This is a genomic window from Williamwhitmania sp. (assembly GCA_035529935.1).
Lineage (GTDB): Bacteria > Bacteroidota > Bacteroidia > Bacteroidales > Williamwhitmaniaceae > Williamwhitmania.
The window spans coordinates 61,028-77,258 of record DATKVT010000073.1 but is presented as its reverse complement, the minus strand read 5'-3'; the positions used below and the strand labels follow the sequence as shown (position 1 = coordinate 77,258).

Annotated in this window: 17 protein-coding genes; 3 read left to right on the top strand and 14 right to left on the bottom strand. The window is 43.4% G+C overall.

The window, feature by feature from the left end; all coding sequences use genetic code 11:
* Positions 1-127: 127 nt before the first annotated feature.
* The 9 genes from VMW01_05765 to VMW01_05725 all read right to left on the bottom strand — a co-directional run bounded on the left by VMW01_05765 (position 128) and on the right by VMW01_05725 (position 8,233).
* Positions 128-2,320: a peptidase domain-containing ABC transporter gene (locus VMW01_05765; GenBank protein HUW05748.1), complete on the bottom strand. Its 2,193-nt coding sequence runs from the start codon at positions 2,318-2,320 to the stop codon at positions 128-130.
* A gap of 322 nt (positions 2,321-2,642) precedes the next feature.
* Positions 2,643-3,899 (bottom strand): TIGR04150 pseudo-rSAM protein, encoded by a 1,257-nt coding sequence (locus VMW01_05760; protein HUW05747.1) that lies wholly within the window; start codon positions 3,897-3,899, stop codon positions 2,643-2,645.
* A gap of 4 nt (positions 3,900-3,903) precedes the next feature.
* Positions 3,904-5,241 carry a radical SAM peptide maturase gene (locus VMW01_05755; GenBank protein HUW05746.1) on the bottom strand — a complete coding sequence of 446 codons (1,338 nt, stop codon included), beginning with the start codon at positions 5,239-5,241 and terminating at the stop codon, positions 3,904-3,906.
* Positions 5,242-5,542: 301 nt separating this feature from the next.
* Entirely contained in the window at positions 5,543-5,728 is a 186-nt protein-coding gene (locus VMW01_05750) for a TIGR04149 family rSAM-modified RiPP (GenBank protein HUW05745.1), read from the bottom strand.
* 123 nt (positions 5,729-5,851) lie between these two features.
* Positions 5,852-6,148: a hypothetical protein gene (locus VMW01_05745; GenBank protein HUW05744.1), complete on the bottom strand. Its 297-nt coding sequence runs from the start codon at positions 6,146-6,148 to the stop codon at positions 5,852-5,854.
* 485 nt (positions 6,149-6,633) lie between these two features.
* On the bottom strand, positions 6,634-6,999 hold the full coding sequence (locus VMW01_05740) for a LytTR family DNA-binding domain-containing protein (GenBank protein HUW05743.1): 366 nt from the start codon (positions 6,997-6,999) through the stop codon (positions 6,634-6,636).
* 18 nt (positions 7,000-7,017) lie between these two features.
* Positions 7,018-7,794, bottom strand: coding sequence for a tetratricopeptide repeat protein (locus VMW01_05735; GenBank protein HUW05742.1), 777 nt, complete (start codon positions 7,792-7,794; stop codon positions 7,018-7,020).
* 88 nt (positions 7,795-7,882) lie between these two features.
* The gene (locus VMW01_05730; GenBank protein HUW05741.1) at positions 7,883-8,029 is read right to left on the bottom strand and encodes a hypothetical protein; all 147 of its coding nucleotides are present in this window, start codon (positions 8,027-8,029) and stop codon (positions 7,883-7,885) included.
* A 57-nt stretch (positions 8,030-8,086) separates the two neighbouring features.
* A complete protein-coding gene (locus tag VMW01_05725) occupies positions 8,087-8,233 on the bottom strand; it encodes a hypothetical protein (protein HUW05740.1) in 147 nt (48 codons plus the stop codon).
* A 358-nt stretch (positions 8,234-8,591) separates the two neighbouring features.
* On the opposite strand from VMW01_05725, the gene tig reads away from it, so the two are divergent.
* The 3 genes from tig to clpX all read left to right on the top strand — a co-directional run bounded on the left by tig (position 8,592) and on the right by clpX (position 11,952).
* Positions 8,592-9,950: a trigger factor gene (gene tig / locus VMW01_05720; GenBank protein ID HUW05739.1), complete on the top strand. Its 1,359-nt coding sequence runs from the start codon at positions 8,592-8,594 to the stop codon at positions 9,948-9,950.
* Positions 9,951-9,970: 20 nt separating this feature from the next.
* Positions 9,971-10,657 (top strand): ATP-dependent Clp endopeptidase proteolytic subunit ClpP, encoded by a 687-nt coding sequence (gene clpP / locus VMW01_05715; protein HUW05738.1) that lies wholly within the window; start codon positions 9,971-9,973, stop codon positions 10,655-10,657.
* Between the two features lie 68 nt (positions 10,658-10,725).
* Positions 10,726-11,952, top strand: coding sequence for an ATP-dependent Clp protease ATP-binding subunit ClpX (gene clpX / locus VMW01_05710; GenBank protein ID HUW05737.1), 1,227 nt, complete (start codon positions 10,726-10,728; stop codon positions 11,950-11,952).
* A 69-nt stretch (positions 11,953-12,021) separates the two neighbouring features.
* Here the strand turns inward: clpX and VMW01_05705 are convergent, their stop codons facing one another.
* From VMW01_05705 to VMW01_05685, 5 genes are read right to left on the bottom strand one after another with little or no spacing between them, the layout of a single operon-like run.
* On the bottom strand, positions 12,022-12,504 hold the full coding sequence (locus tag VMW01_05705) for a dihydrofolate reductase (GenBank protein ID HUW05736.1): 483 nt from the start codon (positions 12,502-12,504) through the stop codon (positions 12,022-12,024).
* 3 nt (positions 12,505-12,507) lie between these two features.
* Entirely contained in the window at positions 12,508-13,302 is a 795-nt protein-coding gene (locus VMW01_05700; protein HUW05735.1) for a thymidylate synthase, read from the bottom strand.
* 48 nt (positions 13,303-13,350) lie between these two features.
* On the bottom strand, positions 13,351-14,316 hold the full coding sequence (locus VMW01_05695) for a nucleoside recognition domain-containing protein (GenBank protein HUW05734.1): 966 nt from the start codon (positions 14,314-14,316) through the stop codon (positions 13,351-13,353).
* Entirely contained in the window at positions 14,303-15,061 is a 759-nt protein-coding gene (locus VMW01_05690; GenBank protein HUW05733.1) for a UDP-2,3-diacylglucosamine diphosphatase, read from the bottom strand. The genes VMW01_05695 and VMW01_05690 overlap by 14 nt, the downstream gene beginning before the upstream one ends.
* Entirely contained in the window at positions 15,061-16,209 is a 1,149-nt protein-coding gene (locus VMW01_05685) for a TlpA disulfide reductase family protein (GenBank protein ID HUW05732.1), read from the bottom strand. Before VMW01_05685 ends, VMW01_05690 begins: the two co-directional genes overlap by 1 nt.
* Between the last annotated feature and the right edge of the window lie 22 nt (positions 16,210-16,231).

Here is a 16,231-nt window from a genome sequence, read left to right as displayed (position 1 = left end):
CTTCTGTCTCTAAGTTTTCTTTTCACTTTTCACTTTTCACTTTTCACTTTTCACTTTTCACTTTTCACTTTTCACTTTTCACTTTTCACTTTTCACTTTTCACTTTTCACTTTTCACTTTTCACTTTTCACAACTCCAGCTGATTCTTCACCAGCGTATAGTAAGCCATCTTATTGGCCGTCAGCTCGCTATGGGTTCCAACCTCAACAATTTTTCCCCGCTCAATCACCACAATCTGATCGGCATTACGCACTGTGCTAAGGCGGTGCGCCACAACCACCACGGTTCGTCCCTGAAAAAATTCCTGCATATTTTCCATGATGGTCTTTTCGTTGTTGGCATCGAGCGCGTTGGTAGCCTCGTCGAAGAATACCAGCTGCGGATTTTTGTAAACCGCACGGGCAATCAGGATCCGCTGCCGCTGTCCCTGGCTAAGACCGTGTCCCTCCTGCCCAATTTTTGTGTTATATCCCAGTGGCAACGAGTCGATAAAGTCTGAAATATTGGCTACCTGTGCTGCCTGAAGCAGGCGCACCTTATCGATGGATTCGGCTCCAGGTGCAATGTTTCCGGCGATGCTATCGGAAAAGATAAATCCATCCTGCATAACCACGCCACAACGGCTTCGCCATTCCGAAAGGCTGAATGCCTCCATCCTGTTTTCTCCCAGCAGAATTTCCCCCTCGGTAGGTGGATAAAAACCGAGTAGCAACTTTACCAACGTGGTTTTGCCACTCCCAGAGGTACCCACGATGGCCGTTTGCTTTCCCGCCGGAATAAGCAGGTTTATTTTATCGAGTACCAGCTCCGAATCGGGACCCTCATACCTAAACGAAAGATTATTAACCGCAATCCCCTTATTTGTTGGAATATCGTCTATCCTCGACTCCTCTGCATCCTCCTCGTTTTTCCGGAGATGAATCTCCCCCAACCGGTCGAGGCTGATTTTGGCATCCTGTGTTTGGTTGAAGAAGCTAATGATCTGCTCGATGGGGCTATTGAGCTGACCAATTATATACTGCACCGCCAGCATCATACCGAGCGTCATTTGGCCATCGACCACGCTTTTGGCGGCAACCACCGTGATGAGAATATTCTTTATTTCGTTGATGAGCACGCCACCACTCTGCTGGTATTGGCTCAGCGATAACCCCTTTATGCTTACCCTAAAAAGCCTTGCCTGAATACGCTCCCACTCCCATCGTTTCTGCTGCTCGCAGCCGTTGAGTTTAATCTCCTGCATTCCTTGGATGAGCTGGATTACGCTGCTCTGGTTTGCAGCCATTTGGGCGAATCGCCTATAGTCCAACTCCTCTCTCCTCTTAAGGAAAAGCCACACCCATAAGGTATAAATGGTGCTCCCTATCAGAAAAACGGAGAAGATAGTAACGTTGTAGAATAGTAACACGGCACCAAATATCACAAGGTTAACCAGCGAAAACAGCACCGTAAGCGAGGTGCCGGTAAGGAACGTTTGGATGCGATTATTATCTCCAATGCGCTGCATAAGGTCGCCCGTCATTTTGGTATCGAAGTAGCCCATGGGTAGCCGCATGAGCTTGGCCAAAAAGTCGGAGATAAGTGAAACGCTGATGCGTGTGCCAAGATGCAGCAGAATCCACCCACGAATAAACTCCACCGAAACACGGCTAAGGGTTAACACCAGCTGAGCTATTAGCACCAAATAGATAAAGGATATATTACGGTTTCCAATACCGTAGTCTACAATGCTCTGGGTCAAAAAAGGAAAGATGAGCTGCAGCAAGCTGCCAAGTATTAAGCCAAGCAATAGTTGCAGCAGCAGCTTGTGGTAAGGCTTCAGGTATCGAAACAAATAACCAAAGCTCTTCCGGTTGGGTTTTTCATCATCGGTGGAGTAAAACTCGGGCGTTGGCTCCAGCAGCAGCGCGGTGCCCTGCGGCTCCTCGTTGCTTCCGGTGGAGGCCCAGCAGCGGGTAAACTCCTCTCGGTTAAAGGTAACCAACCCACCAGCAGGATCGGCAACATGAATACGCTCCTTTCCCTTTCGCCCCGAAATTTTATACACCACCACAAAGTGGTTTTGGTTCCAGTGGACAATTGCGGGAAGAGGAGCATCATCGCGTAGCTTTTCAAATGGAATCTTTACCCCCAGCGTACGAAAACCGATGCTCTCTGCCGCCCTTGAAATGCCAAGCATGCTAACACCAAGCCTAGAAATATGGCTCCGCTCGCGCAGGGTTTGAATGTTGTAGTGCTTTCCGTGGTATCGGGCCACCATGCGAAGGCAGGTGGGTCCGCAGTCCATGGCATCGGGTTGGTTATAGTGGGGGAAGGACATTTACAAGATGCTACTTATTATGATGTTCGAATATAACAAAAAGTCGTTTATTACCGTCCAGAATAGGAGAAATCCCTTAAGCTAGGAGAATTTTAGAGAAAAGAAGAACCGTTCTTGAATATCCATAATAATTCAAACACAGAATCTCAAATGTATCATAAAGAATATGCCTTATGACAAATACCAAAAGCCAAATCAGGACACATAAATATTAACATTTTGAGATGCATCTCACAACGTTACAACTCACAAAACAGATCACAAAAAGCAAGACGATAATTTAAACAAGGAAATATAAGATAAAATGTCGACAGGAGACACCTCAACTTACCACTTGACATAGATTGGCTCTTCCTATTACCAGCTCTAGATTTGACGGTGAAGGACACAAGAATTGAAAACGACACTGATTGCACGGCTCATCATCACGAGTTCTTCTCCAAGCAGTATTCTCTAACAACTCTTCATGAATCAACTCTACAATACGTTTGTCCCGAACATTTCCTAACACTTCTCGATTAATATTAGCTTTGACATCACCATTAGGAAGCACCGTCAATGAACCAAAGAAATTTGTATTCAATTTCTGATGAGCAAATATTTCTCTTAGAGAAATAGTTTCTTCCAAAATATCATTGCTGCTGACAAAAACACTCCTTTGAAAAAAATCCATATTCATACCATCATATACTGGCAAGACAGAATAGTTCAAATCCGGATAATCATTAACTATATCTAGTGTTTTTTTATAATCATCTTCTGACGTAACGTGAAATAAAAATTGGACATCTGCAGCATCTTGCTTTTGAATGGTAGAGCGGAGAAAAGACTCCACAACAGGAAAATTAACGGTAATTGTATACGCAAACCCATCAAAAACAGAATAGCTGCTGAAATTTTTATAGTTTGACCAGATTCTTACAATATGTTTAAAAGGCTGTAAGAGCTCTACAATTTTCTCTACATTGGGATGCAAAGACAAATCCCCTCCTATAATATTGAGTGCAGAAAGATTACCATTTGAAACTTGATTTAGAGTCAGTTCCAACATGTCTGTAGCAATGTTGACTTCAGGTTTATTTGTCACCGCAGTGCAACTTAAATATTGCTTATGATAATCCTCACATAGGCTGCAGGTATGGTTGCATGAATTGTTTATGTATATATTTAACTCCAACAAGAATTTTCCTATCTCTCTACCCTTTGATTTTGTATCGATTAACTTAAGTTTATCAATATCGCGCTGCAAGTTTAATACAGGCATAAACCGAACTGGCTTTTTTGGCACATCCTCAACACATAGAATCCCGCCAAGTTTTTTTTCTTCAATTTCATCAACAAACGCAGAGAGTTCTAAACTGTGATTCACAACATCACTTTGTATTAAGGATACTCCCAAACTCCCTCTATCACAAATTTCAGAAATAACACCAGTTACCTCTTTTGATTCACTAACGTAATACTTTCCATTACACGTGTTATATAGAAGCCAACCTCTCTCGTCTCTTCTACAATACGTGGTCGGTTCTAGAAAAATCCAGTAAGAATCCTTAATAAGTTTCACCATTTTATCTTTCATCAATCTAATCAATTATTAGTTCTTCCAATATTTTATAATACTCCTCCGGGTTAGTGCGCAAATAATCAATATGATGAGTTGCATATTCTGAAAAACTTTTATTATCCATATGGCCAAAACAGATTGGCTGAGACTCGATATCTGCTAGGTTAAAAATGCACTGCACACATCCATCAACATTATAACAAGTGCTGCATTGTTGTTTCAACTTTGCATAATACCCATTATACCTAATAGCAATCGCCTCATAATCAATAGTAACCTCATCCTCAGAAATATACCCCAACGCAAAACGATGCCCAACGCGCTCGCAGGGCAAGATTTTTCCATTCACAGTAATAAATACTTTATTGCTAAAAGGGAGACAAGTACCCGTTGGAATCCTCCCTGCCTTTTTTTTCTCAAAGAGTAAATCCAAATAATTGTTATAAGAATATCCACTATTCTGCTGTAAAAAGAAAGCGCGTGATTGAGAGCTTCCCAACCTTAAGAACATCTCCTTCTCAATCACCTCATAGTTTTCTGACTGGTGAAGACTTTCATATGCATTACGGTAAGCCTTATTGAATTCCTCTACTATATCAGGTCTGATTCCAACATTATTTAACTCCCCAATGCTTGGCAACTTTCCGTAATTATCTCTAAAATAATTGTAAATTTCAGCTACAGAGTTCCGGTTATGCAGCACAGAATTAAAATTCACTCGATCGTTAAAGTATGCTGGATATTTTGATCGTAAAATTTCAACATTCTTTACCACTCTTTCAAATACTCCTTGCCCCTTCTTGTTTACCCTATATGAATTGTTCAACTCTCCTCCATCTAAGCTGATTAAAAGGTGGAAATCATGTGCCTGCAAATAGTCTACATACCGATCTAGAAGCATCGCATTGGTCGTCATTGAAAATACAAAATCCCTATTTGAGCATTTATTCTGCCCAATATAATCAACAACCCCCTCAATGAATGACATATTTAACAAAGGTTCTCCTCCATAGAAACCTATGTAAACCTTCTGACCAAATGAATTGTTAAGTTCACTATTCCATAACTCCATCATGAAGTTCAAAAATCGGATGGCTTTCCCCAACTCAAGCATTTTTGATTCTCGCTTATCGTAAAAGTTGTAGTAAGCACCATAGCCACAATACCTACACTCCAAATTACATGCATCTGTAATCTCGAATGTTATCTGGGGTGTATTTACCAATGCATCCTTTACTGCAGTAGGCTGAAGTTCAATAAAATCTCGTGTGCTGCCTCTTTTTTTCCGGTAACTGCCTCTAGTTAAATCGTAATAGATATGGCTAGAAATATCAATTTTTTGTCTCCTCGCTTCCATAATATATAAATTATAAATAAATGTCTTTTATAGTATAAATTCAACCAGTATGAATAAAAACAAGTAGATCACAAACTTTATTACTATAGAACAGATCCTGGAATACTACCAATCTCGTAATTAGAAGTATTTACTATCCTCAATGTAAAAAACAGCAATTGTGATTGAGTGCAAAACCAGATTAAGTACATCTATGCGGAACTACTAAACAACATTAACACGGGAATGTGTTATAGGGTTATACAATTATATAACCCCATAACTTGGCTATTATTAAATAACCATTCATCTCATATCCAAATTATGGCTGAGGATGCACAACCTTTGACCCTGCATTACTATACATTTGAGCACCATCATTACCTCCCATAAAATAGCACAAACAATCTGTAAGATCTACAGCAGGAGATGTTCCGCCCTTTACTGCATTCATTTCCTTTGTTTTCAAACTCTGTTTTGCCAACTTGTTTAACTTAATCTTTTTCATGATTTTTGTGTATTATATGCCTACTCATTAGAACTATTCTAGGCTTTTCGGCATCCGCCTAGGTTGTGGCCACAAACCTTAATACAAGTTTAAAATAGTTCAGTCCAGCATTGTCGGACCGAACTACTTTTTTTGCTTGACAGGGGTTCGTTCGTCAAAAATATTTGCCACTTCTTTTTCATCTTTTCTAATAGGGAAGAATTCTATGCAAAAGGAGGTGGGATATTTGTAGAAGTAGGTTTGCTGTATTCTGCTATAGGAGATCGGAGCGCCAAGTTCCCTTAAAGTCTTCAGCTCTTCACAGAGTTGGCTCCTAGAAACATTTAATCGTTCAGCAAAAGCAACTGTATTGCCCGTTGCTCGGATTCTAATCAGATGGTCAATTCGCTTTAGGCGATTGAGGTAGGTTAGTTTACTCATCGGTTAGGGTTTTGAGAGGTTTCTTATTCCTAGTTTAACTGCGCCGAATTGTCTGTCTTTTGGCGGAAATCGATGTGATAAGTTCAAATTGCTAATTTCTTGTATGCACACACATAGTTTAACTCTAGCCAAGGCTTGTTTATAAACCCTTGAATGGGTTGGCAATGTTATCTCATTGAAACGCTACCATAACTATATTCCGAAATCGAACTTTTCGTGACAAGCGAAATCGAGCTTTCTTTAAACAGTTAGGTAATTTAGAATGGATACAAAAAGACTTCTTCGAATAATCTGCTGAAATTGTTGGCTGTCAGAGTTCAGCAACAAAATAAGATTCAATCTCAAAGGGAAGCATTAGAAAAGGGTTCCAAGTATTCAAATAACTAACACCACACTATTCAATGTAAAAGTAGAAGCGCACCCGCCCAACTATTGGCAAGTGCGCTCCAACGGCACATATCAGGTTTAGGGAACCTCAAAAAATTTCAGGCAATAAGGCGTCGGGCCATTCGCTCGCGCAGGGGATAACGATAGGTTTTTGGTACGGGAATAACCTCACCGTTGTCCATCACCACAATGGATTTATCAACCGACCAGAATTCCTTTATTCTGTTTAAGTTAACTATGAAACCCCACCCGCAGCGTAGAAATGAGCCTGTAGGAAGAAGCCGCTCAAGTTGATCAAGCCTTACACTTATCCTTCGCCTGCTTCCATCGGCAAGCACTATGAAGGTATCCTCTTCATCGGATTCAAAAAAATAGATTGTGTCAAGGCTCTTGTAGCTAAGCATCTCCATCCAGCTCTCTTCCCGCACAGCTGGTCGATCGGATGTTAGGAACTCTACGTCCATAATTTCAGATTTAAAGGGTTATTCCGGTAATTTTTTTAACAGTTGCTCTGCCTTGGCAGATATAGGGGTTCCAGAGTTTACCAACTCACTCAATGCTTTCCGTGCATCGGCCACATTGCCTTCGCCAAGGAAGCATAGCCCTGTATACCAAATCGACTGCTCCTTAAAAAGAGAGTTGGCTTGAGCAACAGCGTTAAGCGCTTCACGAGCTTTTCCAAAATCGTTGAGCTCCATATAGCTAACGCCAAGGTAGAATCTCACCGTGGTAGAGGTATTGCCACCTTTCATTAAAGTTTCAAAGTCGTCCTTTGAGGTGTTGAAGTAGCCCGACTGGTAGGCAATCATGCCCCTAAAGAATAGTGAATCGCTGGAGAGTTCACCATTGGAGCGGACCACGCGAACGGGCGGGTATGGCTCAAAGTTCTCGGCATAAAGGGCTGTTGGATTTGCTCCATTGCTCAAGACCGAATGGATACCAATGCCTCCAGCCGTAAGGCCCGCCAAGGTGGCGGCAGCGTAGAAGTATTTCTTAATGCGGTTGAATCGGTATTCAAGCTCACTATTGGTCAAGTCGAGCCGCTGCGTATCCATCCAAACGCCCACGAGCTCTTGGCGTAGCCTATCTATCTCCGCCTCGGCGGACAGCTTCTCCAACTCCTGCCTGAAGCGCAACTCCCGCTGCAACGATACATCTACCTCCATTCGCTGATTCAGCCAGCCAGCCTCCTCGGCGGTAATGCTACCGTCGATTCGCTTCTCCAGCAGCCGAATAGCAGTATAGTAAGGTGCCTTCATCGCTATTATGCATTAATTATAAAAAAGTTATCTACTACAATTGCAAGTTGCTAATCTTCAAAAGAAAATCAACCTCTAAAATCGCCAATTAACCCTTAAGCCAAATTACAGGATCTGGGGCAATTGTACCATCATTACCATTATCGCCACCTACCAAAGAGATGAGCTGATCGTTGTCAAGAATTTCGCAATTGCTGGTTGAGAAGTTGCCGAGGTTCAAATTTCTAGTTTCCATTGTCGTATTTTATTAAGGTGGGCAATTATGGATTCTCTTATTACCCAAAATGATAAATTACATTTTTATCCAAATTACAGGATCTGGAAGAATTGTTCCATCATTAGCATTATCGCCACCTACCAAAGAGATGAGCTGATCGTTGTCAAGAATTTCGCAATTGCTGGTTGAGAAGTTGTCGAGGTTCAAATTCCTAGTTTTCATTGTTGTATTTTTTTAAGGTTTAAAATCTTGTTCCTTTCAACTCTATATTCCAGAAATCACCATTTCGTGACAAGCTATTTTCGTTTATTTTTAAATTATTTTATACTGTGTTGATTATATGGTCGTTATGATTATACGAAAAAATACTGCCAAAACTATTTCTTGAAGTCCATTTGTTTCTCTTGCACCAATTTTCTACCTTTGTGCGCTAATTTCTAAATAATAATGCAGCTGTTAATCAACCGAATAGATTTTTCGATGTTGATTGGAATAATGGCAACAACCTTAAACAACATTAATTACAGGTAGCGCTGCATATAAGGACTTAATTATTACATTTATCTAAACTGTTCAACAGATGAATATTGTAAAGGAGAACGTTGATACCCTCAACGCCGTTTTAAAGGTTACGGTTGACCAAGGCGATTACCAAGAGCGCGTTACAAAAGCGTTGGGCGATTTTCGCAGAAAGGCAAAAATCGACGGTTTTAGACCGGGCATGGTTCCGGCAGGGATGATCAACAAGCTGTATCGCAAACCCGTAATGGCTGAGGAGATCAATAAGATTGTTTCGGATGCCCTCACCACCTATATCTACGACGAAAAGATTAAGCTGCTTGGCGAACCCATGCCCAGCGAGAAGCACCAAAAAAGCATTGACTGGGATGCCGACACCACGTTCGAGTTTGCCTTCGACCTCGGTCTTTCACCAGAAATCGACCTTAAGCTTACCGCTCGAGACAAGGTTCCATACTACGAACTCAAGATTGACGAGGAACTTCGGAACAACTATCTCAGCAGCTACCGTCGCAGGTATGGCAAAATGATGCCTGGCGAAGTTGCCGGGGAAGAGGATGTAATGCGCGGCAAGGTTGAACAGCTTGGTGAAGATGGTGCGCCCATGGAGAATGGCATTTCTGTTGATGACGCTTTTGTCTCGCTGCGAACCATTACCGATGAAGAGCAAAAGGCAAAGTTTGTTGGGGCAAAGGTTGGTGACATCATCGATTTCGACATCAGAAAAACCTTCTCAAACGATACAGACCTATCAGCTATGTTGAAGATCAAAAAGGAGGAGGTTGCAAAGCTTACCCCATCGTTCCGCTTCATTCCCAACGAAGTACGATCGTTTGTTGATGCTGACATCGACCAGGAACTCTTCGATAAGGTGTATGGCGAAGGTACTGTAACCTCGGAGGAGGAGTTCAACGCTAGAGTTGATAGCGACATCCGAGTGAACCTGACCAAAGAATCGGACTTCAAGTTCCTCATCGATATCAAGGAAAAACTTATTGATAAAGCCAAAATTGAACTGCCTACTGAGTTTTTAAAACGCTGGTTGCTTGCCGTTAACGAAGGCAAGTTTACCATGGAGCAGATTGATAAGGACTTCGACCACTTTGCCAACGACCTTAAATGGCAGCTCATTCGCGACCACATTGCCATCGAACACGAAATCAAGATTGAAGAGGCCGACGTACTCGAAAAGGCAAAGGAGTTTGCCATCGACCAGTTTAAGAATTACGGCTTTATGAATGTGCCCGATTCCGAGGTTGAGAACTTTGCACAGCGCATTCTCAGCAACAAGGAGGAAGATAGACGTATTCGTGAAAAGCTACTCGAGGACAAGGTTGTGGAGGTTCTTAAGAGCACCGTTAAGCTCGACACCAAAGAAGTTACAACCAAAGAGTTCGATCAGCTGTTTAACAACAAGTAATAATTACAAAACCCGAGCTAATGGAAAGGAACGATGAATTCAGAAAATATGCCCGAGGGCACCTTGGCATAAGCAGCTTAAGCCTACACCGCTTCCAGTCGATGCAAGGCAACTACATCTCCCCAACCATTATTGAGGAGCGTCAGCTAAACATTGCCACTATGGATGTGTTTTCGCGCCTCATGATGGACCGCATTATTTTTCTGGGGGTGCCAATATCGGACGACGTAGCCAACATTATTCAGGCGCAGCTGCTCTTTTTGGAATCCACCGATCCGTCGAAAGATATCCAGATTTACCTGAATACTCCTGGCGGCTCAGTTTATGCCGGACTTGGAATATACGACACCATGCAGATTATCACCTCCGACGTGGCCACCATTTGCACCGGAATGGCCGCCTCCATGGGAGCAGTGCTACTCACTGCCGGTCAAAAGGGAAAGCGCAGCGCATTAACGCACTCCCGGGTGATGATTCATCAGCCCATGGGTGGTGCTGAGGGACAGGCATCGGACATCGAAATCACAGCTAGGGAGATTATGAAGCTCAAAAAGGAGCTCTACGACATTCTAGCATTCCATACCGAAAAACCATTCGCGCAAATCGAAAAAGATAGCGACCGCGACCACTGGATGACCTCGGAGGAGGCAAAAACGTATGGCATGATTGACGAAATAATCACAAAGAACAGAGAGAAGAAACAATAAATACCTGACTCCGGGTTGGGGATTCCTCCTCTACCTGAGTAAAGGTTCTAAATCGAAGGAGAGGGATAATGGCGTTAGATAGATGCTCATTTTGTGGAAGATCGCGCAAGGAAGTAAACTTGCTCATTAACGGTATGTCGGGCTTTATTTGCGACTACTGTGTGGAGCAGGCCCACCTCATTGTGCAGGAGGAGGTAAAGAAGAAGACAAACTTTTCTCTCGCCGACGTTCAGCTGCTAAAGCCGAACGAGATGAAGGAGTTTCTCGACCAATATGTTATTGGTCAAGACGATGCAAAGAGATACCTGTCAGTTGCAGTTTACAACCACTACAAGCGCCTGCTTAGCAGGGATATTAAGAGCAACGACGAGGTTGAGATTGAAAAATCCAACATTGTGCTGGTTGGTGAAACGGGCACGGGAAAAACTCTACTTGCAAGAACCATCGCCAAAATGCTGCATGTTCCTTTTACCATTGTAGACGCTACGGTGCTAACTGAGGCCGGCTACGTGGGCGAGGACGTGGAGAGCATACTCTCCCGCCTACTTCAGGTTGCAGACTACAACGTGGAGACTGCGGAGAAAGGCATCGTTTTTATAGACGAGCTTGACAAGATTGCCCGTAAGAGCGACAATCCATCCATTACCCGTGATGTTTCCGGCGAAGGAGTTCAGCAAGGTTTGCTGAAGCTGCTGGAGGGATCGATTGTAAACGTGCCACCTCAAGGTGGAAGGAAGCACCCCGAGCAAAAGATGATTCAGGTTGACACCAAGAACATCCTCTTTATCTGCGGTGGCGCTTTCGATGGCATTGAAAAGAAGATTGCAATGCGGCTCAACACCCAAGTGGTGGGCTTTAATGCAGCCAAGCAGAACGAAACGGTTGACCGGGGTAACCTCTTGCAGTACATAGCGCCTCAGGACCTCAAGTCGTTTGGGCTCATTCCAGAAATCATTGGAAGGTTACCCATTCTTACTTACCTGAACCCGTTAGATAGACCTGCATTGCGTAGAATTCTAACCGAACCAAAAAACGCCATTACACGCCAGTACGAAAAACTTTTCGATATGGATGGCATTAAGCTCTCCTACGAAGAAGATGCGCTGGAGTATATAGTTGACAAGGCTGTTGAATTTAAGCTCGGTGCTAGAGGACTGCGTTCCATTTGCGAATCCATTATGATTGATGCAATGTATGAAATGCCGTCGCTGAAACCTGAAGAGTTCAGTGTAACCCTGAGCTATGCCAAGGAGAAGATGGAGAAGTTGAACATTAATAAGCTAAAAGCTGCTTAATAACTCAATAATAAGATATTAAAAGCCATCCTTCGGGGTGGCTTTTAAATTAATAAGCAAAAAGGGATACTATAACGGCTTTCTGCGCTCCAATACGATGAATGAGAAAGCAGGATTATCGCCTTCGGCGGGAAAATCTTCCCGCGAAATTTCGCTCCACTTGTCCATTTCAATTTCTGGAAAAAAGGTATCGGCCTCATAATCCTTCCAAACACGGGTAAGGTATATTCTGTCAGCTAGGGGGAGTGCTTGTCCATAAATTTCTCCTCCTCCAATAACAAAAGCCTCATCACCTTGAACCATTTGCAGTGCCTCCTCCAGCGAAGAAGCACGCAAAACGCCCTGGTGGTTAATGGGATTGTGTGAGATTACAATATTTTGGCGGTTGGGTAGTGGCTTTCCTATGGACTCAAAGGTCTTACGCCCCATGATTATGGCATGACCTGTGGTTATGGCCTTAAACCGCTTTAAATCGGTTGAAATATGCCATAGCAACCGATTTCTAAGACCAATTGCCCCTTTGTTCCCAACTGCTACAATAATCGAAACCATAAGCTACACGGCAATATCGGCCTTGATGGCCGGATGTGACTCGTATCCTTCAATGGTAATATCCTCGTAACGAAAATCGAAAATGCTCTTTACATCAGGATTAAGTTTAAGCGTCGGCAAAGGTTTTGGCTCGCGGCTCAGCTGCAGCTTAACCTGCTCAAAATGGTTGAGGTAGATGTGGGTATCGCCAAGCGAATGAACAAATTCACCAGGCGCATAGCCAGTAACCTGCGCCATCATGTGCGTTAGCAAAGCGTACGAGGCAATGTTGAATGGAACGCCTAAAAACACATCGGCACTTCGCTGATAGAGATGGCAGGAGAGCTTGCCATCGGCCACGTAAAACTGAAACAGCACATGGCAAGGCGGAAGTGCCATATTCTCTAGCTCGGCAACATTCCAAGCGCTCACAATATGCCGTCGCGAATCGGGATTGTTTTTTAAGCTATTTACAACTCCAGCAATTTGATCGTATGTTTTTCCATCGAGTCCGGGCCAGGAGCGCCATTGGTAACCGTAAATGTGGCCCAATCCGCCGGACTCATCGGCCCACTCATCCCAAATGGTCACCTTATTCTGGTTAAGGTAGGCAACATTGGTTTCACCCTTTAAAAACCAGAGCAGCTCATGAATAATGCTTTTCATATGAACCTTCTTGGTGGTAACGAGCGGAAAACCATCCTGAAGGTTAAACCGCATTTGGTAGCCAAACACGCTCTTAGTACCAGTGCCAGTGCGATCGTCCTTAACTACTCCGTTTTCTACAATATGGTCCAGTAATGCCAAGTATTGCTTCATGGGTTATTCATTTTTCTAATCAATAAAATGCAAAATTGGTCCTACAATTTAATGAAAACTTCGATTACCATATTTTACAAACCTCACGGTCCACACTGCCACTCCAGCAAGAATCAATCGAGGGAAAAGCAGCCAGACGAAAGGTGCACCTATGGCCACAAAGAGCAGGACATCCTCGAGGTTGCTGTGCGAAATGGCAATGTGATAGTTAAGCAAGTCGGCCTCCTCGCGAGATAGTCGTCCAGCAGAGGTCTCCTCCATCATTACCGCCGAGCCGTAAGCAAGACCAAGAACATTGGCAACCAACCATAGAAAGGTGGTGTTGGCCGGAAGCCCAAACGGTCGGAGGATAGGTTTTAGCCCTTTCGAAAGAAGTGCTAAAATACCAAACGCCTGCAGTATGCGTTGCAGAATCATCAACAGCGATACCAACACAATTATTTTTAATGCCAAATAAGCCGAACTTGAAATCCATTCCATCAATGCAGCCTTTAGGGTTACACCCTCCCCGCTTGTAATCATAAAGGAGGAAACACCCACCGAAGCAGGTACCATTAAGTTAAGTAAAAACCCAGCCAGGAGGCTTACCCCCAGTCGAAGGGCCAACATTTCACCAACGCGTGATCCGGTTTTTCGCTGAACAGCCGTCTCCACTATTAGGTTGTGGGAGATGAGACACATAACGGCCAGTATGGTTATCTCTCTTCCGGTAAGCGGAAGCGTGCTAATTACTGCAATGGCTGAGTAAATATTAAGGAATATAGCGCTGAGGTAGGCCAAAACAGCCTCGCCAGGTAAGCCAAAGTTAGAAAACAGTGGAGAAAGAAGTCGCGATAGTATCTCAAGAATTCCATAATATTTTAGCAACGTCACCGCCAACGAAACTGGGATAATCAGCTTTATTAGCCACCACCCAGTTTTTAGGGCCACCGGGATGGCCTCTTTAACTGCATTACTTATTTTCCCGAGAACCGATGTTTCGTCTGTTTTTATTGCCAACTTAAATGCTCTCATTCAAACGGTATTTCTTCATTTCAAATTTTTCACCATCAAAAACTCCGTAGGTGAAGTTCACAATCCAATCGCCAAGAACAACTAGAGTGGCCGAGCTATCTTTCAAGGGCATGAATGCCAAAGCATGGCGGTGGCCATACACGAAAAAATCGAAATGCTCATGCTCTAATATCTGGTTGGAATAGATATAGAGGTCCTCATTTTCACCTTGAAAATCATTAAAAATTGCCTTTGCATAGCGGCTGTTATACGACCAGCGTTGGCCGAACCACATGGCCAAATTTGGATGAAGACGGGCAAACAACCACTGCAGTATTTTTCTGGTGAAAACCCACTTTAGCAGCTTATAGCCTTTGTCGCCAGGGCCAAGTCCATCGCCATGCGCTAGGTAGAATCGCTTCCCAAAACGTTCTACCACCAATGGACCTCGGTGTATCTGAACCCCTATTTCAGCAGGAAGATAGTCGAAGGCCCAGATATCGTGATTGCCAGTAAAAAAGTGAACGGGAATACCACTATCGGTAAGCTCGGCAATTTTGCCCAGCAGGCGGGTAAAGCCCTTTGGCACAACCCGTTTATACTCAAACCAGAAATCAAAAATATCACCGAGGAGAAAAATCTCACGTGCATCAGCCTTAGCCCTGTCGAGCAGGTCGACAAGGTAACGCTCCCTTACTACACTGGGTTGCTTGGTTGCTAAACCCAAATGGGCATCGCTGATAAAGTAAAGTTTCGTTTTGTCCATTAGCCGACAATTTCCTTCAGCTTCATCCGCAAATCATTCCCAAATAGATTCTTTCCAACAATCTCATACTTTTTGCTAATAATATAGTTTTCAGGTAATTGCTGAACATTATATACATGGGCAGCCACACAACCTTCACCAGTGAAATCAGAAACAACTGTCCACGGAATTCCGCTCTCCTTCAAAGCGCTCATCAGGGCATCTTTATCGGTGTCGAGAGAAACCTGATACACCACCACCTTGCCTTTAAACTCCTTATAAATATTGAGCAGCTCACGATTATCGAGCAGTGCACCCGGGTAAGTCGATGTCCAAAAATCCAGTATCACAACCTTACCCTTGAAAGATGATAGTCGAACAGTGTCGCCAGCCATATTGGGCAGTGCAATTTCGGGTAAAGTTGATTGAGCGGTTGCCACCATCTGGTTCACTTTGTAACGCTTTACCTTGGTGTCGAGCTGATCATAGTCGTTAAGCACCACTTTTGTTATCATCAAATTAGGGTAGAACGCCTTAAGTGCAGAAGCCACCATCCTGTAGTAGGTGAGGTCGTCGATGGAGCTGAAGAGAAAGGTTCCCTCCGATATTTGCTGGTAAAGCGCAAAAACGGTGGCAAGTGAGTTGATGTTTTTCTGCATAAATGCGATGGAATACTCCTTATGTGCCTGAATAAGGCTATCGGTGGTAGAGTATATCTTTAGCAATGCAGGTTGGTTGTCACCCTCCGCTTTGGCAACTTTCGAAAGCGAATCGACTTTTGCTTTAAGCGTTATCAAGCGATTATAAATATCCTGTACTTTCAAAGAGCCAACGGAGCCCTCAACGGTGTAGGATTTATCGAAGGTAGCCGCATCAGCATTTACAGTAACTTTCTCCTTTGGGGCTAGCAGCAAGGTAATAGGGCTCTTTCCCGACAGCTTAAGCAGGTAAAAGCCGGGGTTGTCCACTTTCGCCTTGAAATGAAATTCACCAGTAGGCCCAAGCACCACAGAGTCCATTGGTGAGGCAGTTGAAATATCAAACTTCTCCAAATAAACCACCAAGTTATTGCCATTTGCAATGGTTCCACCAATTCTTACTGTTTGCTTTCCCTGACACGAAGCCAGCGCAATGGCCAGGCCGAAAATCAAAATTTTCCCAAACTTCATATTCATCATTTTCGTAATCAAC

Excerpts from the sequence above, each read along its gene's own strand:
- VMW01_05765 (HUW05748.1), bottom strand. The coding sequence starts at position 2,320 with ATGTCCTTCCCCCACTATAACCAACCCGATGCCATGGACTGCGGACCC.
- VMW01_05760 (HUW05747.1), bottom strand. The coding sequence starts at position 3,899 with ATGAAAGATAAAATGGTGAAACTTATTAAGGATTCTTACTGGATTTTT.
- VMW01_05755 (HUW05746.1), bottom strand. The coding sequence starts at position 5,241 with ATGGAAGCGAGGAGACAAAAAATTGATATTTCTAGCCATATCTATTAC.
- VMW01_05750 (HUW05745.1), bottom strand. The coding sequence starts at position 5,728 with ATGAAAAAGATTAAGTTAAACAAGTTGGCAAAACAGAGTTTGAAAACA.
- VMW01_05745 (HUW05744.1), bottom strand. The coding sequence starts at position 6,148 with ATGAGTAAACTAACCTACCTCAATCGCCTAAAGCGAATTGACCATCTG.
- VMW01_05740 (HUW05743.1), bottom strand. The coding sequence starts at position 6,999 with ATGGACGTAGAGTTCCTAACATCCGATCGACCAGCTGTGCGGGAAGAG.
- VMW01_05735 (HUW05742.1), bottom strand. The coding sequence starts at position 7,794 with ATGAAGGCACCTTACTATACTGCTATTCGGCTGCTGGAGAAGCGAATC.
- VMW01_05730 (HUW05741.1), bottom strand. The coding sequence starts at position 8,029 with ATGGAAACTAGAAATTTGAACCTCGGCAACTTCTCAACCAGCAATTGC.
- VMW01_05725 (HUW05740.1), bottom strand. The coding sequence starts at position 8,233 with ATGAAAACTAGGAATTTGAACCTCGACAACTTCTCAACCAGCAATTGC.
- tig (HUW05739.1), top strand. The coding sequence starts at position 8,592 with ATGAATATTGTAAAGGAGAACGTTGATACCCTCAACGCCGTTTTAAAG.
- clpP (HUW05738.1), top strand. The coding sequence starts at position 9,971 with ATGGAAAGGAACGATGAATTCAGAAAATATGCCCGAGGGCACCTTGGC.
- clpX (HUW05737.1), top strand. The coding sequence starts at position 10,726 with ATGGCGTTAGATAGATGCTCATTTTGTGGAAGATCGCGCAAGGAAGTA.
- VMW01_05705 (HUW05736.1), bottom strand. The coding sequence starts at position 12,504 with ATGGTTTCGATTATTGTAGCAGTTGGGAACAAAGGGGCAATTGGTCTT.
- VMW01_05700 (HUW05735.1), bottom strand. The coding sequence starts at position 13,302 with ATGAAGCAATACTTGGCATTACTGGACCATATTGTAGAAAACGGAGTA.
- VMW01_05695 (HUW05734.1), bottom strand. The coding sequence starts at position 14,316 with ATGAGAGCATTTAAGTTGGCAATAAAAACAGACGAAACATCGGTTCTC.
- VMW01_05690 (HUW05733.1), bottom strand. The coding sequence starts at position 15,061 with ATGGACAAAACGAAACTTTACTTTATCAGCGATGCCCATTTGGGTTTA.
- VMW01_05685 (HUW05732.1), bottom strand. The coding sequence starts at position 16,209 with ATGAAGTTTGGGAAAATTTTGATTTTCGGCCTGGCCATTGCGCTGGCT.